The following is a 21,731-nucleotide window of genomic DNA, read 5'->3' as shown; positions in this document are numbered from 1 at the left end:
CTACAGCTATGCAGGAATATCCTTTGCAATATAAAAAGAAGGCCAATCCACTGGATCAACCTTCTCAACAAACTCAATATTATTGCATTCTTATAGAATGGAATTTATCCCTTCACCCAGTACTCCGTACAATCTCTACTACGATTCATAAACCCATACTCGATAAGGTATCTTCTTATTGTTACATAGTCGCTGTATATGCCTTTTAATATTGCATTGACTTCTTTTTCAGAGTATACACGCTCATGTTCAAAGCGGTTGATAATGTTTTGGAGTACGATGATCTTTCTTTTTTCTTTACTTGGAAAAGTATCTAATTCACCGTCTAGCCCTTGTTTAAAATAGGTTGATAAAACTTTATTTTTCTCTTCCTCTGTGATTGCATAACGATCATCCACCATTTTTGCCCCCTTGTGAAAATGTATAAACTTATTATCACTCTTTTTGTCCGAACTCTTATGCAATAATTTCATTAACGTAAGAAAAACCTTTGCTTGCTTTTCCTTTTCTTTCAGTTTAAATCTATGATTACGAATTGTTGATGGGCTACCCCCACCTTGCGCTTCTGCAATTTCTTTATCACTAAAGCCTTTCTTAAAATAATCAAGAATTTCTTTTTGATGCACTGATAATCCTGTGTACTTTTTATCCAAGCGTATTAAGTAATTAAATACTGAAGTATGGGCATCCTCTATATGTCGTTTAACGGCTTTTTTGGCTTCATATAAAGTGCCATCAATTGGATAAATAATTCCATCTTCAAAACCTTCGTTGCAAAGAAGGCAAACATACGCATCATTCAAGTCATCGTAAACATACCCGTTAGTCAGTTCATCCACCGTTGCATTCCAAAAACGTTCTTCCGCATTAATTTGCAAACACCACCTATAAATATCTTAATTATAGTAAACATTTCATATTATTGTTTACCTATTTTCAATGGAAAGAAGAACTGATTTAATATATGAATTCAATTACAAACAATTTTAAGTCTAGTGGGATAGAGTATATAACGTTTACTTTTAATCAAGAGGGGTAAAAAATTCACTGATTGATTTATGTAGAGAGGCCTTTCTATATGTAATTGGTTACTCTCGAAATTGCACAGCCAGTCATGCTAATTGCAGTTTGTTTTCAAATGGGAGGGATAAATTCGTTGAATACAATTTTTCTTATTATAGGAACTATTATTCTGATCGTAACCTTCATTGATATCTTTTGGACAGCACTCTGGGTGGATGGCGCAGCAGGTCCTCTTTCCAAAACGCTAACCACAATTTGCTGGAAGGGCCTGCACATAATAAGTGGAGAGAAGTCAAAGCTTTTGAGTCTATCTGGCCCGCTCATTCTGACAATGACATTACTTATGTGGGTTTTATTAATTTGGACGGGATGGACATTGTTTTTTGCAGCGGAAGAAGCATCTCTCATAGATACACAGAATAGGGGGCCTATATCCTGGTCAGATAGAATTTACTTTACTGGGTTTACACTGTTTACATTGGGAATAGGAGATTTCATTCCTAAAGAAGGTTTCTGGCAAATTGCTACATCGATTGCAACTGGGAGTGGAATGCTATTTGTTACCTTTGGGGTATCTTATGTCCTGTCTGTTGTTGGAGCCGTAACACAGAAACGCTCCTTTGCAGATAGTGTAACTGGACAAGCTGAAAATGCAGAGACTCTCGTTATACAAGGATGGAATGGAACGGACTTTCATAATATCGATATATTCTTAAAAGAACATGCATCACATCTAACTACACTAACCCAGCAACATAAAGCATATCCAATCCTTCACTACTTTCACAGCGAAAAGGACGAACAAGCTTCTTCCGTGGCAGTGGCTATATTCGACGAAGCCTTAACCTTATACACTTTCGGGGTGCCTAAACAGTATCAGCCCAATAAAGTTTGGATTAAAGAAGCACGTTCAAGTGTTCAGAGCTATTTGGGTACGCTTCATGCAGCGTTTATCAATCCAGCAGACAATGTTCCACCATCCCCTGATATAAATATGCTTCGAGCCGAAAATTTACCTACAGTCACTGATGAGGAGTTTCAAAGTTGCTTAGCTCAACTTAAGAACAGAAAAAAAAAGTTACGAGGTATGGTTCAAGCAGATGCTAGGAGTTGGCCGGCGGAAAGTACGTGATCATTTAAGGGATAAACCATCTATTAGTTTGACTGAAAAAAATAGATGGTTTATTATTCTTCCCTTTTATTAACTGGGTTTCTTAAAAGGACGTTCCCTTCAAATATTATTAGAATGTTTTACCCTTAATTTTATAAGCGATAAACTTATACATCAGGTATAAACCAAAGTAGGATAACTTTAGAATACTTATTAACATAGAAATTAAATAAAAGCTTTGACCATTATGATGTCTGTTTGCTCTTCATCACCCATATAAAAAGAGTGCGATCCAGTTTGAACAAACCCCATTTTCTTATAGAAAGCAATAGCATTTTCGTTCTTTTCCCATACCCCTAACCAAATTTCCTTTTTACTACGCTCTATTGCAATTTCTATGGATTTATTTATCAGGTATTTACCCAGGCCATGTTTTTGATATTTGTTCTTAATATAAATTCTTTCAATTTCAAGTGAAGTATCACCCATCACTTCAGACTGAGCATCGTTTGTATTGATTTTTAGGTAGCCGACAACTTCATTATTGTAATAAACAAAGAAGAATTCTGAATAGATATTGGCCAATTCCATTTCCAACTGTTGAGAATTAAAAGCTTTTTCCTGATAAGCTTTCATATTTTCAGGTGAATTTTGGGCTTCGAATGTGTTTTTAAATGTTTCAATACTTATTTCTTGGAGTATTTTTAAATCTTCAAGGTTGCATTTAGTTAATTTCACAGTCATTTAAATATGTCACTCCTTTATTAATAATTTCTCTTGTTTCCTTTTTTTACAGATTCCCAGTCTTTTTCTATATTTTTTCTCATTCTTTGAAGAAGATGGAATATGGTTTCCTCCTCGTCCTCCAAAAACCCTCCTAATGCTATGTTATTCGAATAATCATTCTCTCTTTTTATATAAGGATAAACGCTTTGTCCTTTATCCGTAGGGAAAAGTTTCTTGATTTTTTTATTTTGGTGATCAATTTTCTTTTCAATAAATCCATTAATTTCAAGTTTCTTTATAGCACGTGCTGCTGTTGTTCGATCCACTTTTATCAGTTCAGCTAACTTTTCTTGAATTATTCCTGGATTTTCACAAATGCGGACAATATACAAATACTGCCCTTTGGTAAGGTCATATTCTTTAAACTCTATATTACTTATAGAATCTAATGCCCTTGCTATCATGCCAATTTCGCGTAGAATCTCTTTCATAAGAATGCTCCTTCAAAACAATTTTATTGCAAATACAACAAAATATACACAAATTAAATTTAACCTATTTATAATGCATTTGCAACATAAATATAACTGGGAATGGGTTTATTGAAGATTAAATAAAGTCGTTAGTTTGGGTGGAGGAAAAAATAAATCTCAATAAAAAATAGAAAGGAGCTAGTAAACGATTTGCAAGAACTTCAGATAAGCTGTAAGTTTATAAACTCTACATAAACTCAATTGAAATTTGTTGGGCTTAAATGTTTCCAAATAAAAAAGCAGTGCACATTTAACTAAATTAAAATCGCACTGCTTTACTAGAAATATTCAATTATCATATCTAACTTTTCTTTAAAAAGGTATGTTATTAATCTCTTATTTTCTAATTACAGGAATCCACATTTCTCCAAAAACTAAGCCATTTTTCTGGCCTATCTCAACTGTTGTATTTGGGCCACCAACATAGGCAATGTCTTTTGCTTCTGGTAAAATTTCGCCGAAGGCAATAGCAGATACCTTATTATTTAGTTCTTCAGCTGTTTCACCTTCTCCTTTCACAACTAAATATTCTCCCTTAGGAAATTGGATCACTCTCGCCTCTTCAGGTGCTGCTGATGCTTCCGCCAAAACGCCGGCATAATGCATCATCTTGTTATTAACTGCTTCGTTCACTGCAAAAATGTAATCATTTTTCGCCATGCCTTTTAATGTTTCAAGTCTGCCGTCTTGTCTAACTTCTCTCCAAAAGTCTGCCTTTTCTTTACTTAAACCAGAAAAGTCGGTGTAATGACTTTTAAGCTCTGTTCCCAAACCTATTACTGTAAAGCCATCTTTTTCTTCTAGGATATAATCTGCCATATTCAAAACCTGCCTTCTAATAAATTTATCAAACGATTTGTTAAAATCACTTGATGTGTATATAATAACAATAAACTATGTCAAAAAGTGATACTGTTAAGGAGACCTCTATGAAAAAAGTTGAACGAATTAATTTGATCATGCGGTATATTAACAATCGGGCTCACTTTACAGTTTCTGAAATTATGCGTGAATTTAGTATTTCCCGTTCGACAGCAATTAGAGATATTAAAGAAATTGAATCTATGGGGATGCCTCTTGTTTCGGAAGTTGGAAGAAATGGAGGTTACGCTGTCATGCACAATTCTCTACTGCCTGAGGTACGTTTTACCGACAATGAAGTCAAAGCACTTTTTATTGCCTTTTTAGCTACAAGAAATCAACAACTTCCCTATCTGAGAAGCCGTCAGTCTATAGCTGAAAAATTACTAAGCCTTATCTCTGAAAACCAGCAAGATGACCTTATCTTTTTAAATAAAATCTTGCTTTTTGAAGGGACCAATCCTCACAACCCCGACATACTTGAACTTTCAGATATTCCAGACCCTATATTAGAAAAACTTTTTCTAACTCTGCTTTTGGATAGATATTTCCTAATCACGATCCAAGAAGATAACGTAACGAAGTCGTACCAAATATTCCTTCTTCACCTTTATCAAGAAAATGGCAATTGGTTTCTTGAAGGATTTGACTTAAAAGAAGAAAAGAAACGAATCATTTCAATTAACCATCTAACAGATGTCAAAAACTACTCGTCAAAAAAAGCATTAAGTGAGCAAGAGATAGTAGAAAAGCTAAGTAAGCAGGATGAAGAAATCAATATCATTCTTGAACTTGGTCCAAAAGCGATTAACCAGTTTAAAAAGTACCATCCCTTTAAAATAACAATTTCCTATGTTGATCCTTACCAATCTGCAGCCATTCTAAAAACTTTTGTCGACGTCTATAAAACTGAAGAGTTGGACGGAATAACAAATTGGATACTTTTCTTAGGTGACGATATTAAGATTAGGGAATTGCCAGAAGTAATTTCAAAAAAATTACAAGAAAGAGTACATTTATATTGCCCATAATGATTACTAAAGATCTCCTTACATGGGGAAATATACACGCTTATTCGTCAGTTATCTAGTGTTGAAAAAGCTACACTAAAACGTAATAAACTCAGCAAAAGCACATAGATATAAAAATTGGCTGAAGTGAGCGGTTTATTACCACTACACACCAGCCTATTAACTATTTCATATAAACTTTACTTATCTTATGGTTTTCAATTATTAATTAACGCTTCCCTGTTCCACTGCTTCCTCAGCACTCTGCTCTTTGAAGCTATCTAGCAATGCCCGTACTTCATCCGTAGACTCTGTACTCATCAATTGATTTCTTAATTCACTTGCCCCTCTGAATCCTCGCACATAAATCTTAAAGAAGCGACGCAAAGGCTTCATCGGCCTTGGTTCTATTTTGGCATATTTATCATGAAGATCCAGCTGCATTCTTAAGAGATCAAGGTACTCTTCACTACTATGCTCTTTCGGCTCTTTTTCAAAGGCAAATGGATTTGTGAAGACACCGCGTCCAATCATGACCCCGTCAACACCGTATTTCTCAACAAGTTCCATACCTGTTTGACGATCTGGGATATCCCCATTAATTGTCAGTAGTGTATCTGGTGCAACCTCATCACGAAGTTTCTTGATTTCTGGGATTAACTCCCAATGAGCATCTACCTTACTCATTTCTTTTCTTGTACGCAGGTGAATGGATAGGTTCACAATGTCTTGTTCTAGGAGATGTCTCAACCAATCACGCCATTCATCTACCTGTGTGTAACCTAGTCGTGTTTTTACACTTACAGGTAATCCACCAGCTTTGGCGGCTTGGATCAGCTCTGCTGCTAATTCCGGGCGTCGGATAAGGCCACTTCCCTTACCGTTCCCTGCCACATTTGCTACAGGGCAGCCCATATTGATATCTAGTCCTTTAAACCCTAGTTCTGCCATCCCTATACTCATTTGGCGGAAGTATTCAGGCTTATCTCCCCAAATGTGCGCAACAATCGGTTGTTCATCCTCTGTAAAGGTCAAACGCCCACGAACACTTTGCTTTCCTTCTGGATGACAATAGCTTTCAGAATTAGTGAACTCAGTAAAAAACACATCAGGTCTTCCAGCTTCACTTATTACATGACGAAATACTACATCTGTCACATCTTCCATTGGTGCTAATATAAAAAACGGCCGGGGTAAATCACGCCAGAAATTCTCTTTCATATATATTCAAATCCTCTCATTACGGAATAACAAGTCAAACCTTAATCTCACAAAAATAAAAAAAGCAGAAATGTCTCTGCTCCTTCTATATTTATACCATGTTTCGGTACCTTTTATCAATCTGGTTGAAATGTTTATTCCTTCTACGGAATATTAATTAAGCTAGATATATAGTATGATTATTATTAATACTTACAAGAAAAGGAGGAATATATCTGAGTAAAAATACATTAGTTGAAGTTTATTTAGATTTCACAAAAGACATTTATTTAGATTCTATTGATTATGAACCAGATTGGGACTTTTCCTTACAAACTGTAACCAATAAGTTAGGAATCTCTCCAACCTATACTCAGAAAGTCGGAGAATGGGCTAATTCAAAAAGACAATATGGTCATACACAATGGAAATATAGTACAGGAAAAATTGAAACATTAGATTTCGATATGGCTTTAAATAAAATAGTAGATACGTTTAAAGATAAAGTGGACGTTATAAATGAGTTGAAAAAAGAACTAGGACTCAGAACTTCTTTTCGTGCGGTGACCTATGTATATGATGGGATGTCTCCTGGATATTCCTTCCCATTAAATGTAATGAAGTTTTTGATTAGTATAGACACAGAGACAGAAATCGATGAATATGTGTATGGATTTGTAGAAGAAAATATTGATGATTAGTTAAAGAAGTAGTTTTAAACAGAGTGAAACGCTTCTACTAATACATATTCATTTTACGAAGGAGATCAATAATGAGTAAAAGTGAAAAAGCAGTTTTCACAAATATGTGTATGGTTTATGATGATAATGGAAGAATTCTTGTACAAGATCGTTTGAACCCTAATTGGGCAGGGGTTACATTTCCTGGAGGTCACGTTAATAAGGAAGAGTCATTCTCCTATTCAGTTATTCGTGAAGTTTATGAAGAAACAGGTTTAACTATAAAATCGCCAGAATTATGTGGAATCAAACAATTTCAGACTATGGAAGATGAACGTTACATTGTGTTGCTTTATAAAACAAAAGCGTTCGAAGGTGAACTACAATCCTCTCAAGAAGGTAATGTTTTTTGGGTTCAAAGGAAGGATCTATTCAATTATAAACTGGCTAAAGACTTTGAAAAAATGCTTGAAATATTTGAATCAGAAAATATCAGTGAGTTATATTATCACACAGAAGAGGAAACTTTACAGTCAAAGCTACTCTAATATGTTCTCAATAAACCTTCACATCTTAATTGAAATCATCCTAGAATTTATAATAATTTCTATACCCAGGCGAATTAGTAAATAAGCCTGCCATTAATATGACCGTATTTTTAATATCTAAGAAGTGTAAGTAGGTACTTTCTTTGTCTCCACCCTATTTTAATTGTTTTTCAAATCTGTAAAAATGAATATCAAAGAAAAAACGCGCCCAAAGTTTAGCGCATTTTTGTTTATAACGTAAACTGCAATTTGGATCCTTGTTCTTTATTATAAAAAATCCTCTCTGTTAATTGAATAAGAATTAACTCAGTAGCTTGTTAATAACACTTTCCCTTTAGTCTTTTTAGTTTCAACCACATTAATAGCTGTTTTTATACTCAATAAGTCATACTTAGCATCTACGCTACTAAGCTTTAATTTTCCCTCACTTATTAACTTTATCAAGTGCCTAAAGGTCTCCTGCCATTTGTTTAGGGAGGCATCTTTATTCCAATTCCGCAAATGAAACATATTAGCATTAACCTTGGCTTTATTTACAATATCTGCCCAGTTTACTTGTATCCCGGATAAAAGGCCGATGGTTAAAAAATTGCCGTTAGGGCGTATACAAAAAGCTAATTCGTTACCAGATGAACCTCCAATAGAATCAATAGCAGCATCTGCACCACTTCCACTTGTTAATTCCATAACTGTTTCATAGAGTGGAACAATAGAGGTGTCTATAACATAAGACGCACCTAGATTAAGTAAATCCTCTGTATAGTTACCATTTCTAGTTATTGCAATTAAATTAAATCCTAAAATCTTCGATAATTGAGCAAAAATGCAACCAATAGCAGAACCACATGCATTAACCAATAAAATATCATTTGGCTTTAATTTTAAACTTTCCGTGCAAGTCACCCATGCAGTAATTGGATTGATATACATCTGTGCTGCCGTGAAATCATCAATAGAATCTGGTATAGGAACTGCAAATTCTGCTTTAGTCCTAACGAATTCTTGCCAAGTTCCTTCCCCACGTAAAGGTAAAAACGTTTACCAATAAGATTAGGAGAAACAAAAGAACCCACATCTTCTACAACTCCAACTCCTTCATAACCAGGAATAGTTGGTAGTATAATTCGATGAGAATATGCCCCTCTAATCGGGATTAAATCAGAAGGATTGATAGGACGTGCTAACATTCGAACAAGGACTTCATCTTCTTTAGGTGGTTCAATGCTTTTATATTCAACATTCAACACATCTTTAGGACTACCGAATTCATAGAAATTAATAATTTTTTTTTCATCCAAAACTATATATCTCCTTAAAAAATTTAATTAGTTTAATTATGTCATCTCGAATTAAACTGCGCTTCCTTACAATTACATATATATGAGGTACGAACTGCGAACTATAATAACTGAAATGCGAACCATTAATAATTTGAAATTTCTTAATCTATAGTTGGAGTGTTATACTTTTCCTAATAAAACAAGGAGATACTCGTCTGAAAGATTTATTCTTAAGAAATTTAAGGAGTATTGCGCAAAAAGAAAAAGGACTAACTTGCTATTGAATCCAGTTCGTATTATTGATCTTCACTTTTAAAAAAATCTACTTCTATCTCTAGTTTTTCTCCTAAAGGGTCTCCACTATTATCAACAGATGGATCTATAATCAATGTTGCTTTCTTAATTTCTTCTACATTGTTTTCCTCTAATCTAAACGAAAATTGGCGCAAAAATCTTTCACTATTATCTTCCGGACTTTTGAGAAATGATTCATGAACGACACTACTTAAAAGTTCATTTGGCTTCTCAACTTTTTCATCGTTCTCTGTAACTAAGTGCAGATATTTTTCGTTAAAAGTGAAATTGTCTATCTTGCTATTTAACTCGAATTTAACATGGAAATTTATCATTTCGAGTGTCTCATTTGCTTTAATATTATATACTTCAGAATGATCCTCATTAAAACTCCCTCGAACTAACTCAGCACTTTCAAGATGAACAACAACGGGGCCAGTTTCATATGTACCATCAACCTCTATTTTTTTATACCTATAAAATTTACCACCACCTTCAGTGCCGAGACCAAATTGATTCTCCTTTATTAGAATGGGCTCCCTCTCCTGATCAGGTTGATGTGTGCTTTCACCATTACTACACCCACTAACAGCCACTAAAAAGGACAACAAAAATAAAGTTATTAAAAATCTCATGCTTTACTCCTTTCTTTATCTTTCCAATAGTTCTAAACTTATCACGTAATTAGGACCCTATCAAACTTTGTTTATATATTAAGAGAATGGAATAAAATAGACATGTAAAAATGAGACTCATACAATCTTCAAAGTTATTACGAGGGTTTTGGTGAAAACCTCGACTATTTTTACTTTCAGTACAAAAAATGCAGACACTTTAGTAGATGCATCCCTTTTTAGCAGAATCTTGAAGAAACGCCCCCCAGCCCTCATTCCATAGTTTGAGTTTAAATAGAGTCTTGCGAGAATGGATGAAAGAATAAAATCGATATAAGACAAGCAGGTTGAGGGATGGATGAAAAGACCCCGAATTCGCAAATGTTTATTTTTACGAAATCAGGGCCGGAATAGCAAAAGTTTATTCTTATTGTCAGGTGTTTATTTTAGTTAGACACTTTCTTCTCTAAAACCGTCACACACTCCACGTGATTTGTCTGAGGGAACATATCAACAGGTTGAACTTCTTTTGTTTCATAACCGCCATCTTCCAAGATTCTCAAGTCCCTCGCTAACGTAGATGGGTTACATGACACATAGACAATTCGCTTTGGTTCCATTTCAATCATGGCTTGTAGGAAGTCTACTTCACAACCTTTACGCGGTGGGTCGACGACGATAACATCTGGGCGTAGTCCTTGTGCCTTCCACCAAGGCATAACCTTCTCGGCTTCTCCTACAACGAATTCTGCATTGGTGATACCATTAAGCTTCGCGTTCATTTTGGCATCACTAATTGCCTCTGGTACGACCTCAACGCCGTACACTTTTTTGGCTTGCTGGGCGAGGAATAAGGAGATCGTTCCAATTCCACAATAGGCATCCACCACTGTGTCGTCTGCGCCAATTTTTGCGAATTCTAATGCTTTGTCATAAAGCACCTTTGTTTGAGGTGGGTTAACTTGATAGAACGATTTTGCTGAAATGGCGAATTTAATATCTCCGATTGTATCGTAAATGTATTCCTCTCCCCAAACAACCTTAGTTTTCCTCCCAAGGATCACATTCGTACGTTTATTGTTGACGTTATGAACAATGGATTTAACATGGGGGAACGTTTCCGTTAGCTCACGAATTAACTCCTCTTGATGTGGAAGTTTGTCAGTTCTGGTAATGAGCACGATCATCGTTTCATTGGTTTCTCTACCTGTTCGGACCATAATATGGCGCAGAACACCGCGGTCTGCTTTTTCATCATATGCTTTAATTCCTAACCGATTTGCTATTCTTCGTACGGCATGGACGGAACGATCATTTAGCTCGTCCTGAATGACACAGGTTTCCATTTCTGAAATAATGTCATGGCTACGCTTGCGGTAAAATCCAGTAATTAATTCACCATCATGCTCGCCAACTGGCATTTGTACTTTGTTACGGTAGCGCCAAGGGTCTTCCATTCCGAGGGTTGGATGAACTGGCACGTGGTCAAGATGAGCTATTTTACGCATGACGCTTTTTACTTGGTTTTGCTTCATTTGCAATTGAAGGTCATAGCTCATGTGCTGTAGCTGACAGCCTCCACATTGATAATATACATTACACGGTGGCTCTACTCGCTGATCACTTGATTGTTTTACTTCTAGTAACTTGCCGAATCCGAAGTTTTTATTTGCTTTTACAACCTTGACAGTCGCTTCTTCACCTGGCAGGCCATATGGTACAAACAAGGGATAGCCGTCCACCTTGCCAACTCCATTGCCTTCATGTGTAAGGTCCTCAAAGGTTAGGGTTATTGTTTCATTTTTCTTTACAGGTACTGCCTGTTTTCCCATTTCTATCTTCCTTTACGATCATAGTATGTGGTTCTTATCTTATCATATCTTCTACTGGAATCACATTTTCATTCTGTTATAAAAAAGCTCTAACTAAAAAGAAGACTACTTATAGCGTAATCTTCTTTTCACATTCATCACTCAGTTGTAAAATCATCTGGCACGTAGAATTCAATATGCTGCTGCAAGTTGATGAACTCTCCTGGAAGTAATCCACCAAACTCGCCATCAATGTTCAGCTGCATTTTTTCTTCTGTACTTACCTTAATATGCTTTGCTTTTGTATAAATGACATGCTTATCTTCTAGATGTGCTCCGCGAAGTGCAAGTGTTGCAATCCGGATAAATTCTGCTAGGTTTGCTTTTTTTAATATAAGAAGGTCGAAATAACCGTCATCCATGCTAGCGACTGGTGCTAGCTTTTCAAAGCCACCGACGGAATTTGTATTGGCTACGAGGAAGAGCATAATGTCTTCATCAATAACCGTGCCATCATACTCAATTTTTACCCTTGTAGGCTTAAGAGATGGCAACATTTCAATACCCTTCATATAATATGCTAGTTGGCCGAGCATCGTTTTTAGTTTGCTTGGTACTTCATATGTTAATTCTGTCAGCTTCCCGCCACCGGCAATGTTCATAAAGAAATAATCATTTACTTTTCCAATATCCAAGAACTTGGTTCTGCCGTTCACGATAATATCAGCTGCTTTTTTTATATCCCGAGGAATATTTAAGGCTCTAGCAAAGTCATTGGTCGTACCAACTGGTATGATACCCAGCTTCGGACGATGATCTTCTTCTGCTATACCATTGATCACTTCGTTAATTGTGCCATCACCACCGGCTGCCACAACTAACTCATATCCCCGCTCAACAGCTGCCCTTGCTGCCTCAATCGCATCACCTTCACACGTTGTTGCATGTGCAGATGTTTCATAACCGGCCGTCTCTAGCTTCTCTAGGACATAAGGCAATTCTTTTTTGAAAGCCTCTCTTCCGGAAGTTGGATTGTAAATGATTCTCGCTTTCTTCATTTCTTTTTCCCCCCATTGCTACATATGTGCAGGGCCATTGCTATATATAATGGTCACTATTTTTTTGTTTTTTAGTCCAACCAATATCATAGACCTTTTCTCACGATTTGAAAAGGGGTCTTGATAAAAATTTGGACTACCATCAAGAAACATAAAACACTTGGTGGCAGTCCAGTAGTTGTTCGGATCTATTTTTTGTCTAGTTCTTCTTGCAAAATTTTATTTACCATTGGTGGGTTTGCCTGGCCTTTAGTTGCTTTCATAACCTGACCGACAAGGAATTTAACTGCTTTATCTTTCCCATTTTTGTAATCGATAATCGATTGTTCGTTATCTGCAAGCACATTGGAAATAATTTCACGTAATTGTCCTTCATCAGAAATTTGCACAAGTCCTTTATCTTTTACAACTTGCTCCGGATCTCCACCATTTTCAACTAATTCAGCAAATACTTTCTTCGCAATTTTAGATGAAATGGTGCCATCTTCGATTAAGTTAATCATTTTAGCTAATGCCTCTGGCGTTATAGCCAAATCGCCTAATTCCTTATAGTGCTTATTCATATAGGCAGATACTTCGCCCATCAACCAGTTAGACACTTGCTTCATATCTGCGCCACTGTTAACCGCCTCTTCAAAGAAGTCAGCCATTTGCTTGGAACTTGTTAAGACAGAAGCATCGTATTCTGAGAGTCCCAATTGCGCTATATAACGTGCTTTTCTCGCGTCTGGCAGCTCAGGGATTTCGTTACGGATGCGTTCTTTCCATGCCTCATCAATGTAAAGAGGTACAAGGTCTGGCTCTGGGAAGTAACGATAGTCATCAGAACCTTCTTTTACACGCATAAGAATAGTTTCTTTTGTTTTTTCGTCATAACGACGTGTTTCCTGCAGGATTTCCCCTCCAGTAAGAAGTTCCTTCTCCTGGCGTTTCTCTTCAAACTCTAGCCCTTTTTGTACATAGCTGAAGGAGTTTAAGTTTTTCAATTCTGCTTTTGTTCCGAATTGCTCTTGCCCAATTGGACGTAATGAAATGTTAGCATCACAACGAAGAGAGCCTTCTTCCATTTTTACATCAGATACGCCAGTGTACTGAATGATGCTTTTAAGTTTCTCAAGATAAGCATACGCTTCTTCAGGTGAACGCATGTCCGGTTCTGATACGATCTCAACAAGTGGAGTCCCTTGACGGTTAAAGTCCACATAGGAATAGCCATCATCGCCGTGCGTTAGTTTTCCAGCATCTTCTTCTAAATGCAAACGAGTAATTCCGATACGTTTTTTCTTGCCGTTTACTTCAATTTCAATCCAGCCATTTTCGCCAATTGGCTTATCAAATTGAGAGATCTGATATGCTTTTGGATTATCTGGATAGAAGTAGTTTTTTCGGTCAAATTTCGTATCTGTGGCAATCTCACAGTTTAGCGCCATTGCAGCCTTCATCGCGAAGTTTACTGCCTGTTCGTTTAGAACCGGAAGAACACCAGGGTATCCGAGGTCAATCGGGTTCACGTTTGTATTTGGATTTGTTCCAAACTCATTAGTACTTGGGCTGAAAATTTTTGAATCTGTTTTTAGTTCAACGTGCACCTCTAAGCCAATTATCGTTTCAAAGTTCATTATTTGGCACCTCCCAGCTGAGGTCGCTTCGTGTGATGATCTGTTGCTTTTTCAAATGCATGGGCAGCACGGAAGACCGTACTTTCATCGAAATGTTTCCCAATGATTTGCAGGCCAATCGGTAAGCCCTGTTCAGAGAAACCACATGGCACAGAGATACCCGGTACACCAGCAAGGTTTACTGGGATAGTTAAGATATCATTCGCATACATTGTTAAAGGATCGTCCACTTTTTCGCCGACTTTAAATGCCGGTGTCGGGGTAGTTGGGCCAATAACAACATCGTAATCTTCAAAGATTTTATCAAAATCATTTTTAATTAACGTACGTACTTTTTGAGCCTTTTTATAATACGCGTCATAATAACCAGAGCTAAGTGCAAACGTCCCAAGCATGATACGGCGTTTTACTTCATCCCCAAATCCTTCACTACGGGATTTTTTGAACATATCAATCATGTTGTCCGCATTCTCTGAACGTACACCATAACGAACTCCGTCAAAGCGAGCAAGGTTAGCAGAAGCCTCAGAAGACGAAATCAGATAATAGGTAGCTACCGCATACTTCGAATGTGGCAAGGAAACCTTTTCCCATGTAGCGCCTAAGCTTTCATATACTTTCAGTGCTTCCATGACAGAATCACGTACTTCGGGAGTTACACCTTCACTTAGATATTCTTCTGGAACTGCAATTTTTAAGCCTTTTACGTCATTCGTAAGTGCCTCTGTATATGCTGGCACTTCAACATTCGCACTGGTAGAATCCATTGGATCATGACCAGCAATGACTTCTAGCACGCGTGCACTGTCTTCTACTGTTCGAGTGATTGGTCCAATTTGATCAAGTGATGAAGCAAATGCAACCAATCCAAAACGAGATACACGGCCATAAGTTGGTTTTAATCCAACCACACCACAGAATGCTGCAGGCTGTCGAATAGAACCACCAGTATCAGAACCAAGAGAAAATAATACTTCCCCTGCTGCTACTGACGCGGCTGATCCACCACTAGAACCACCTGGTACGTAATCCGTGTTCCAAGGGTTTCGTGTAGGATTATAGCTGGAATTCTCATTGGATGAACCCATCGCAAATTCATCCATATTCAGTTTTCCAATTGTAATCGTCTTTTCGTTATTTAGCTTTTCAACGACCGTTGCGTTGTATAAAGGGTCGTCAAAATTGTCGAGGAATTGACTTGCACATGTAGTGCGTAATGCCTTTGTGACGATATTGTCCTTAATTCCGCTTGGCATACCGAATAGGGCTGCAGACTTATCCTCTGCTTCATCTAGTTCTTTCGCCTGTTTGCGGGCTGCCTCTTCATTTAATGTTAAAAAGGCATGTACTTCACTGTCTACCTCATTAATTCGTTTATACGACGTATCAACAAGCTCTTCAATCGTTATTTCCTTATTATGTAGCTTTTGTTCTAACTCTTTTATAGTGTAATCAAATAATGACATGTATTTCCCTCCCTACTCCAAGATTGATGGTACACGGTAATGGCCATCTTTTTTATCAGGAGCGTTCTTCAATGCTTCTTCCTGTGTAATCCAATCCTTTGGCTCATCCTTACGCAATACATTTTTCAAGTCTAATACGTGCGTCGTTGGTTCTACCCCGTCTGTATCCAATTCATTTAATTGTTCAGCATACGTGATAATTGAGCTTAACTGTTCCGTAAACTTGTCCACTTCTTCATCTGTTACGGCAAGCCTTGCCAAATGCGCAACATGTTTTACTTGATCCTTAGAGATATCTGCCATGAACTAGCCCTCCCTCTTCCTATTTATAATGTTATTCATTATTTACATCTTCGTGTAAAACCTGTAAGTACATACCTGTCTTCATTCTAAGTATAACACTATTGATAATAGCAGAACCAACCACCCATAATCAAATATTGACATCAAAAGCGCAGAGCACTCTTAAAATCTTAGCTGTTGTAGAGAATTTACTTTTAATCAAATTTAAAAGGGCCATCTCTTCATTATAGAAAAGAGACGGCCCTTTTAAACTTATTCCTTCATTAATGTAGCTGTTTTATCAAATTCCTCAACAACTTCTGGTTTGTTGGAACCAAATAGGCTGACTATGACAGTTACGATTACGTTTAAGATAAACCCTGGCACGATTTCGTATAGATCGAATAATCCTCCCGAGAGAAACTCTCCCCATACAATAACCGTTATGGCTCCTACTAAAATACCAGCAAGCGCACCGTTTCGCGTAATTCCCTTCCACAATAAGGATAAGAGAATAATCGGTCCAAAGGCTGCTCCAAAACCTGCCCAAGCGTAACTTACAAGTTCTAGCACAGAACTTTCAGGGTTCATGGCAATGAGTGCAGCAATTAATGCGATGATTATAGTTGCAACTCTACCAATCCATACGAGTTCTTTTCCACTTGCTTTCTTGCGGAAGATAGCTTTATAAAAATCTTCTGCCACAGCAGATGATGAAACAAGCAACTGAGAGTCAATTGTACTCATAATCGCTGATAGTATTGCCGCAAGGAGAACACCAGCCACTACAGGATGAAAAAGAATTTGTGAAAAGGCGATGAAGATTTTTTCTGGATCTGCAAGCACCTGTAACCCATTTTCCGTTGTGACTTGAATCCCCAAGTTACTTAGCACCGATACGTCTTGGGTACTAATAAATGCAAGTCCGACAAAACCGGTGAAGATCGAACCATATAACCCAAGAATCATCCATGTTGTTCCAATAAACTTAGCTTTTGGAACGTCTTTTGGTGAGCGTAATGCCATAAAACGAACAATAATATGTGGTTGACCAAAATATCCTAATCCCCATGCTAGTGAGGAAATTATCGCCATTATGCCGACACCTTGAACCATATTTAGATGACTTGGATCAATTTCGCCCACAGCTTGAACTGCATCTGACCAACCACCCATTTGATTCAATGCTACAATCGGCACTACGATAAGTGCAAGGAACATGAGAATTCCTTGGAAGAAATCCGTCCATGCTACTGCTAGAAAGCCTCCAAGCAACGTATAGGAAACTACCACAATTGTTCCTATCCAAAGTGCAGAATCATAGCTAAGACCAAAGGAGGCCTCAAATAGCTTCGCACCTGCCACCATACCTGAAGATGTATAGAATGTGAAAAATAGTAGTATTACCAATGCGGAGATAACACGAAGAATATGTGACTTATCTTTAAAACGATTTTCTAAAAAGTCCGGTATTGTAATAGAGTTATTTGCTACCTCTGTATAAATGCGTAAACGTTTGGCGACAAATTGCCAGTTTAAATACGCTCCGACAGCAAGCCCGATTGCCATCCATGCCTCTGACATTCCAGATGCATAAATTGCCCCTGGTAAACCAAGTAACAACCAACCACTCATATCTGAAGCACCTGCGCTTAAGGCAGCAACCCCAGGTCCAAGATTACGACCGCCTAATACATAATCCGATAGATTATTTGTCATGCGGTACATGATTAGTCCAATTACAAGCATTCCTAGTAGATATACGATAAATGTTATTAGTGTTGTTAGACCCACGTTTTACTTTCCCCTCTCTGTAAACATTGTGATAACGGATGCCAAAAGTACAACTGGCATTGGCACAAACAACCAAAACCATGTTGCACCAGTTATTGCGTATTCCATGTACTGCTCCCCTTTCCGTTTCTGTACTTCATTTATCTGTCTCTCGATGAAACAAAACACAAAGACTATGGTTTCATATATTTTTGCTCATTTCAAGCGGATCAGTACTCCATTTCAACTTGTCAGCTCATTTTCATTAAGAACCAAACATCGTATACTTTCATATAATCGTTTTAATCTTTATTTACTATGGTCTGAACGGATTAATAAAGGATTAGTTAGTTATTTAGGCTTTACCGACTGTATTCTTTAGTATGCGCGCTATTTATTGGAACCAAATTTTTTTTAGTTTTTTTGTTATAAACAGGAATTCAACAGGTAAATTTCGCTAATTTTATAGATTGGACTGTTGGCGCTTGGAATAAATGAACAAAAAAAACCCAGCATAGTTTCCACACTATTCCGGGCAAATCATCATATTTGTAATAGGGTATAAAATTACTGACTAATTCTTGTAAAGAATTATCACATTAGCTTAAAAGAAACTTGATTGTTGAATTGAAAGTACGCTTGGCTCTCTTTCCCCACCAGTAGCTGTATCAACTTGCTGCGTGAACATATAGCCAGAGAAAAGGACAGCACCAATTAAAATTCCAGAAATTAATTTCTTCATAATTATATCCTCCTTTCTTGTCTTTATATATTAGTAATTTGCTTGTAGGCAAAATTAGCCACTTGATAATATTTTGAAGCTTTTTTATACTTACCAAACTTCTCATAATGATTAGCGAGTAATTCGGAATATACACTCAGCGTAGCAAAATCCTTTTGCTTATTTAAATACGGGATGAATTCTTGAATTACAAACTTCTCAAATTTTTCAAATTCATCATTCAGCAAATAGTTGTATGTGTTAATCACATAATAATAATGCTTGCTATAAGGCTCCCTATCACTATCTTGTCTAATTAACTCTCGCCCTTGCTCCACAAATTTCCAAGCGTTTGAATAATCTTGAATATTATAATACTCTCTCACCAAAGCAGCTACTGAGTTTAAATTATCAATCGTTTGTGCTGTATCATCCTGAATTACCTCTTGAAAATGTTTGATAGATTCTTTTGGATCACCTTTTGTTGAGTAAAGATGACCTAAGTTCTGATGTGTTAGTAATATAATTTGATTTTTATTACTTAGTTGACCTAAATGAAGCGCTAAATTTAAATTCTTTATCGCTTTGTCATACATTCGAATTCTCCTATAGGAGATTCCTAAAATGATGTGACATTGAGCACAACGGATAAAATTGTATTGCTTCATAAATACTTCTAAAGCTCGATTAGAATAATCAATAGCTTCTAATGTATTTCTTAGCTTACTATGCGTTACACCAATAGTATATTGAAGATCTGCTATCTCATGTTCTTCCAATTCTATTTTGTTTAATTTTTCTTCTGCTAGCTTGTAGAAATAAATTGCTGTACTAAAGTCAGTCAATATGGAACAATAGTTTCCTCTAAACTTATACCAATAAAACAAATGCAAGTTATCAAATGTCCCTGAGATTTCATTTAGTTCGTTAATCTTTATTAATGCTTCGTCAAAATCTCCTAGAATTAGATAGTATCTAATCTTGTGGATTTCGAATAGAAGTAGGCTTTCGGTAAGGTTGGTATCCATTAAATTCTGTATCTCGTTGTATGTAGCGATGATATCCTTCTTATCATTCACTTCAAAAAGCATGCTGTACCATTTCTTACATTTTTCCTGGATCGTGGCATCGAGTGAGTTATCAATTTGAATACCCAGGCGTGTACAGAGCATTTGAATGATTTCAGGACTTGCCTCTGTTTTTAAGTTTTCAATTTTTGATAAATAGGATAATGAAACGATACCTTTAGCCAAATCTCCCTGTGTCATCTCTTGTTTGGTTCGTTGCAGCTTGATAAAGGATCCTATTTCTATCAATTCACCCCACCCTATCCTCTACTAATATTTAATGCCTTCTGTAGTCTAATTATAACATAATTTCAGATAATTCATATTGGGAAAATATATAGGCGTTTATAGCAATTATCGACCTAAAAACTTTCCTATTTTCCTGAGAGAGGAAAATTAACCCCCTTTCTGAGCATTTTTTTGCTAGAAAGGGGGCTAATCGAGTTCATGTGACTATTTTCTTATCGTTAAAACATTTCGGAGGTGGTTTTTCCTTGCATGTGGTGAATTAGGTAATCAGGCCCACCTGCTTTGGAGTCTGTACCGGACATGTTAAAGCCACCAAATGGCTGATAACCAACAATTGCTGCCGTACATCCACGGTTAAAGTAAAGGTTTCCTACATGAAAATCCTGACGGGCTTGTTCTTGATGCTCACGGTTATTTGTGATAACAGCACCTGTTAAGCCATAATCTGTATTGTTAGCAATTTCGATTGCTTCATCAAAATCTTTTGCCTTTGTTAAGCCAACTACAGGACCAAAGATTTCTTCCTGCATGATACGTGCATCTGGTTTAAGATCAGCGAATACAGTAGGATTCACAAACCATCCCTTACTATCATCGCCAGTTCCCCCGACAAGTAGCTCGCCTTCTTTTTTACCAATTTCGATGTAATCTAGGATCTTATCATATGCTCCCTGATCGATAACTGGCCCCATAAAGTGTGAGTTATCATATGGATCTCCAGCAGAAAGTTCTTTAGTTAGAGAAGCGACACGATCTTTTACCTCATCGTAGACATCCTGATGAATAACGGCGCGAGAACATGCAGAACATTTTTGACCAGAGAAGCCAAATGCTGATTGCACGATAGATTGTGCGGCAAGCTCAAGGTCTGCCTCTTTATCTACTACAATCGTATCTTTTCCTCCCATTTCAATAATGGTACGTTTTAGCCATTTTTGGCCATCTTGTACTTTGGCAGCACGTTCAAAAATACGTATACCAACATCACGTGAGCCCGTGAAGCTGACAAAACGTGTACGTGGGTGATCAACAAGATAGTCACCGACTTCACTTCCTGGACCAGGAATAAAGTTAATGACACCAGCTGGCAAGCCAGCCTCTTCTAGTACTTCCATTAATTTATACGCGATTACTGGTGTAGCACTTGCCGGTTTTAATAATACCGTGTTTCCAGTTACCATCGCAGCAACAGTTGTTCCTGCCATGATAGCGAATAGGAAGTTCCACGGGGAAATTACGACCCCCACACCAAGTGGAATGTAATTATATTGGTTAAATTCTATTGGACGGCTATTAATTTTAACGCCATCTTTTAATTCTAGCATTTGACGGCCATAATATTCCATGAAGTCAATGGCTTCTGCAGTATCAGCGTCAGCTTCTTTCCATGGCTTTCCGCCTTCTTTTACTAGATGTGCAGTAAATTCATGCTTACGACGACGAACTATAGCCGCTGCACGGAAAAGAATATCTGCACGGAATTTAGGATCAGATTTTCTCCATGTTTCAAATGTTTTATCAGCAGTTTGCATTGCTTTTTCAGCAAGCTCTTTATTTGCTTTGGACACATATCCAATTACTTCTTCTCTGTTGGCTGGATTAACAGATACAATCTTGTCATCTGTTGTAATACGCTCTCCGCCAATTACTAGTGGATATTCTTTACCTAGATCGGCTTCCACCTTTTTTAAAGCCTCAAGCATCTGCTGTCTGTTTTCTTCTACGGTGAAATCTGTAAAAGGTTCATGTTTGTAAGGTACTACCATATTAAAACCTCCTAAAAATTATCCTATTCTCCCTATTGA

The 21,731-nt window shown here is 37.0% G+C and carries 19 protein-coding genes and 1 pseudogene; 4 read left to right on the top strand and 16 right to left on the bottom strand.

The window, feature by feature from the left end; genetic code table 11:
* Window positions 1-104: 104 nt before the first annotated feature.
* On the bottom strand, window positions 105-878 hold the full coding sequence (locus K3T81_RS11760) for a DUF2087 domain-containing protein (protein ID WP_238020273.1): 774 nt from the start codon (window positions 876-878) through the stop codon (window positions 105-107).
* Between the two features lie 278 nt (window positions 879-1,156).
* On the opposite strand from K3T81_RS11760, the gene K3T81_RS11755 reads away from it, so the two are divergent.
* Window positions 1,157-2,155 (top strand): ion channel, encoded by a 999-nt coding sequence (locus K3T81_RS11755; protein ID WP_238020272.1) that lies wholly within the window; start codon window positions 1,157-1,159, stop codon window positions 2,153-2,155.
* 204 nt (window positions 2,156-2,359) lie between these two features.
* Here K3T81_RS11755 and paiA read toward each other — a convergent pair whose 3' ends face one another.
* The 3 genes from paiA to K3T81_RS11740 form a co-directional block, all read right to left on the bottom strand.
* A complete protein-coding gene (gene paiA / locus K3T81_RS11750; RefSeq protein ID WP_238020271.1) occupies window positions 2,360-2,878 on the bottom strand; it encodes a spermidine/spermine N(1)-acetyltransferase in 519 nt (172 codons plus the stop codon).
* Between the two features lie 20 nt (window positions 2,879-2,898).
* Window positions 2,899-3,351 carry a MarR family winged helix-turn-helix transcriptional regulator gene (locus tag K3T81_RS11745; protein WP_238020270.1) on the bottom strand — a complete coding sequence of 151 codons (453 nt, stop codon included), beginning with the start codon at window positions 3,349-3,351 and terminating at the stop codon, window positions 2,899-2,901.
* 378 nt (window positions 3,352-3,729) lie between these two features.
* Window positions 3,730-4,212 carry a GyrI-like domain-containing protein gene (locus K3T81_RS11740; protein ID WP_238020269.1) on the bottom strand — a complete coding sequence of 161 codons (483 nt, stop codon included), beginning with the start codon at window positions 4,210-4,212 and terminating at the stop codon, window positions 3,730-3,732.
* A gap of 110 nt (window positions 4,213-4,322) precedes the next feature.
* On the opposite strand from K3T81_RS11740, the gene K3T81_RS11735 reads away from it, so the two are divergent.
* Window positions 4,323-5,285 carry a helix-turn-helix transcriptional regulator gene (locus K3T81_RS11735; protein WP_238020268.1) on the top strand — a complete coding sequence of 321 codons (963 nt, stop codon included), beginning with the start codon at window positions 4,323-4,325 and terminating at the stop codon, window positions 5,283-5,285.
* A 204-nt stretch (window positions 5,286-5,489) separates the two neighbouring features.
* On the opposite strand, the gene K3T81_RS11730 is transcribed toward K3T81_RS11735, so the two are convergent.
* Entirely contained in the window at window positions 5,490-6,485 is a 996-nt protein-coding gene (locus tag K3T81_RS11730; protein WP_238020267.1) for a tRNA dihydrouridine synthase, read from the bottom strand.
* A gap of 188 nt (window positions 6,486-6,673) precedes the next feature.
* Between K3T81_RS11730 and K3T81_RS11725 the strand changes: the two genes are divergently transcribed.
* Both K3T81_RS11725 and K3T81_RS11720 read left to right on the top strand, forming a co-directional pair.
* Entirely contained in the window at window positions 6,674-7,165 is a 492-nt protein-coding gene (locus tag K3T81_RS11725) for a DUF4279 domain-containing protein (RefSeq protein ID WP_338044646.1), read from the top strand.
* A 71-nt stretch (window positions 7,166-7,236) separates the two neighbouring features.
* On the top strand, window positions 7,237-7,692 hold the full coding sequence (locus tag K3T81_RS11720; protein WP_238020266.1) for an 8-oxo-dGTP diphosphatase: 456 nt from the start codon (window positions 7,237-7,239) through the stop codon (window positions 7,690-7,692).
* Window positions 7,693-7,998: 306 nt separating this feature from the next.
* Here K3T81_RS11720 and K3T81_RS11715 read toward each other — a convergent pair.
* The 11 genes and pseudogenes from K3T81_RS11715 to pruA form a co-directional block, all read right to left on the bottom strand.
* Window positions 7,999-8,990: pseudogene (locus tag K3T81_RS11715) on the bottom strand (zinc-dependent alcohol dehydrogenase family protein).
* 278 nt (window positions 8,991-9,268) lie between these two features.
* Window positions 9,269-9,901: a hypothetical protein gene (locus K3T81_RS11710; RefSeq protein ID WP_238020265.1), complete on the bottom strand. Its 633-nt coding sequence runs from the start codon at window positions 9,899-9,901 to the stop codon at window positions 9,269-9,271.
* Between the two features lie 425 nt (window positions 9,902-10,326).
* Window positions 10,327-11,712 carry a 23S rRNA (uracil(1939)-C(5))-methyltransferase RlmD gene (rlmD, locus tag K3T81_RS11705; RefSeq protein WP_238020264.1) on the bottom strand — a complete coding sequence of 462 codons (1,386 nt, stop codon included), beginning with the start codon at window positions 11,710-11,712 and terminating at the stop codon, window positions 10,327-10,329.
* 137 nt (window positions 11,713-11,849) lie between these two features.
* Complete coding sequence (locus tag K3T81_RS11700) at window positions 11,850-12,749, bottom strand: diacylglycerol kinase (RefSeq protein WP_036577290.1); 900 nt, start codon at window positions 12,747-12,749, stop codon at window positions 11,850-11,852.
* 188 nt (window positions 12,750-12,937) lie between these two features.
* On the bottom strand, window positions 12,938-14,368 hold the full coding sequence (gene gatB / locus K3T81_RS11695) for an Asp-tRNA(Asn)/Glu-tRNA(Gln) amidotransferase subunit GatB (protein ID WP_238020263.1): 1,431 nt from the start codon (window positions 14,366-14,368) through the stop codon (window positions 12,938-12,940).
* On the bottom strand, window positions 14,368-15,834 hold the full coding sequence (gene gatA / locus K3T81_RS11690; RefSeq protein ID WP_238020262.1) for an Asp-tRNA(Asn)/Glu-tRNA(Gln) amidotransferase subunit GatA: 1,467 nt from the start codon (window positions 15,832-15,834) through the stop codon (window positions 14,368-14,370). The genes gatB and gatA overlap by 1 nt, the downstream gene beginning before the upstream one ends.
* A gap of 12 nt (window positions 15,835-15,846) precedes the next feature.
* Complete coding sequence (gene gatC / locus K3T81_RS11685; protein WP_238020261.1) at window positions 15,847-16,137, bottom strand: Asp-tRNA(Asn)/Glu-tRNA(Gln) amidotransferase subunit GatC; 291 nt, start codon at window positions 16,135-16,137, stop codon at window positions 15,847-15,849.
* Between the two features lie 252 nt (window positions 16,138-16,389).
* Window positions 16,390-17,910 carry a sodium/proline symporter PutP gene (gene putP / locus K3T81_RS11680; RefSeq protein WP_082667728.1) on the bottom strand — a complete coding sequence of 507 codons (1,521 nt, stop codon included), beginning with the start codon at window positions 17,908-17,910 and terminating at the stop codon, window positions 16,390-16,392.
* A 583-nt stretch (window positions 17,911-18,493) separates the two neighbouring features.
* Entirely contained in the window at window positions 18,494-18,631 is a 138-nt protein-coding gene (locus tag K3T81_RS11675) for a hypothetical protein (protein ID WP_238020260.1), read from the bottom strand.
* 23 nt (window positions 18,632-18,654) lie between these two features.
* Complete coding sequence (locus K3T81_RS11670; protein WP_238020259.1) at window positions 18,655-19,926, bottom strand: helix-turn-helix domain-containing protein; 1,272 nt, start codon at window positions 19,924-19,926, stop codon at window positions 18,655-18,657.
* Window positions 19,927-20,144: 218 nt separating this feature from the next.
* Window positions 20,145-21,692, bottom strand: coding sequence for an L-glutamate gamma-semialdehyde dehydrogenase (gene pruA, locus K3T81_RS11665; RefSeq protein ID WP_238020258.1), 1,548 nt, complete (start codon window positions 21,690-21,692; stop codon window positions 20,145-20,147).
* Window positions 21,693-21,731: the final 39 nt, after the last annotated feature.

Origin of the sequence: Oceanobacillus jordanicus (assembly GCF_022095695.1) — a bacterium.
Taxonomy (GTDB): Bacteria; Bacillota; Bacilli; order Bacillales; family Amphibacillaceae; genus Oceanobacillus_B; species Oceanobacillus_B jordanicus.
Note: the sequence above shows the minus strand (reverse complement) of the source record. Positions and strands in the feature narration are given on the sequence as shown.

What these genes read in the sequence shown, in the direction of transcription:
- K3T81_RS11720 (WP_238020266.1), top strand. Translation starts at nt 7,237, where the DNA reads ATGAGTAAAAGTGAAAAAGCAGTTTTCACAAATATGTGTATGGTTTAT.
- K3T81_RS11710 (WP_238020265.1), bottom strand. Translation starts at nt 9,901, where the DNA reads ATGAGATTTTTAATAACTTTATTTTTGTTGTCCTTTTTAGTGGCTGTT.
- K3T81_RS11740 (WP_238020269.1), bottom strand. Translation starts at nt 4,212, where the DNA reads ATGGCAGATTATATCCTAGAAGAAAAAGATGGCTTTACAGTAATAGGT.
- K3T81_RS11730 (WP_238020267.1), bottom strand. Translation starts at nt 6,485, where the DNA reads ATGAAAGAGAATTTCTGGCGTGATTTACCCCGGCCGTTTTTTATATTA.
- pruA (WP_238020258.1), bottom strand. Translation starts at nt 21,692, where the DNA reads ATGGTAGTACCTTACAAACATGAACCTTTTACAGATTTCACCGTAGAA.
- gatB (WP_238020263.1), bottom strand. Translation starts at nt 14,368, where the DNA reads ATGAACTTTGAAACGATAATTGGCTTAGAGGTGCACGTTGAACTAAAA.
- paiA (WP_238020271.1), bottom strand. Translation starts at nt 2,878, where the DNA reads ATGACTGTGAAATTAACTAAATGCAACCTTGAAGATTTAAAAATACTC.
- gatC (WP_238020261.1), bottom strand. Translation starts at nt 16,137, where the DNA reads ATGGCAGATATCTCTAAGGATCAAGTAAAACATGTTGCGCATTTGGCA.
- K3T81_RS11700 (WP_036577290.1), bottom strand. Translation starts at nt 12,749, where the DNA reads ATGAAGAAAGCGAGAATCATTTACAATCCAACTTCCGGAAGAGAGGCT.
- K3T81_RS11735 (WP_238020268.1), top strand. Translation starts at nt 4,323, where the DNA reads ATGAAAAAAGTTGAACGAATTAATTTGATCATGCGGTATATTAACAAT.
- K3T81_RS11675 (WP_238020260.1), bottom strand. Translation starts at nt 18,631, where the DNA reads ATGAAGAAATTAATTTCTGGAATTTTAATTGGTGCTGTCCTTTTCTCT.
- rlmD (WP_238020264.1), bottom strand. Translation starts at nt 11,712, where the DNA reads ATGGGAAAACAGGCAGTACCTGTAAAGAAAAATGAAACAATAACCCTA.
- K3T81_RS11745 (WP_238020270.1), bottom strand. Translation starts at nt 3,351, where the DNA reads ATGAAAGAGATTCTACGCGAAATTGGCATGATAGCAAGGGCATTAGAT.
- gatA (WP_238020262.1), bottom strand. Translation starts at nt 15,834, where the DNA reads ATGTCATTATTTGATTACACTATAAAAGAGTTAGAACAAAAGCTACAT.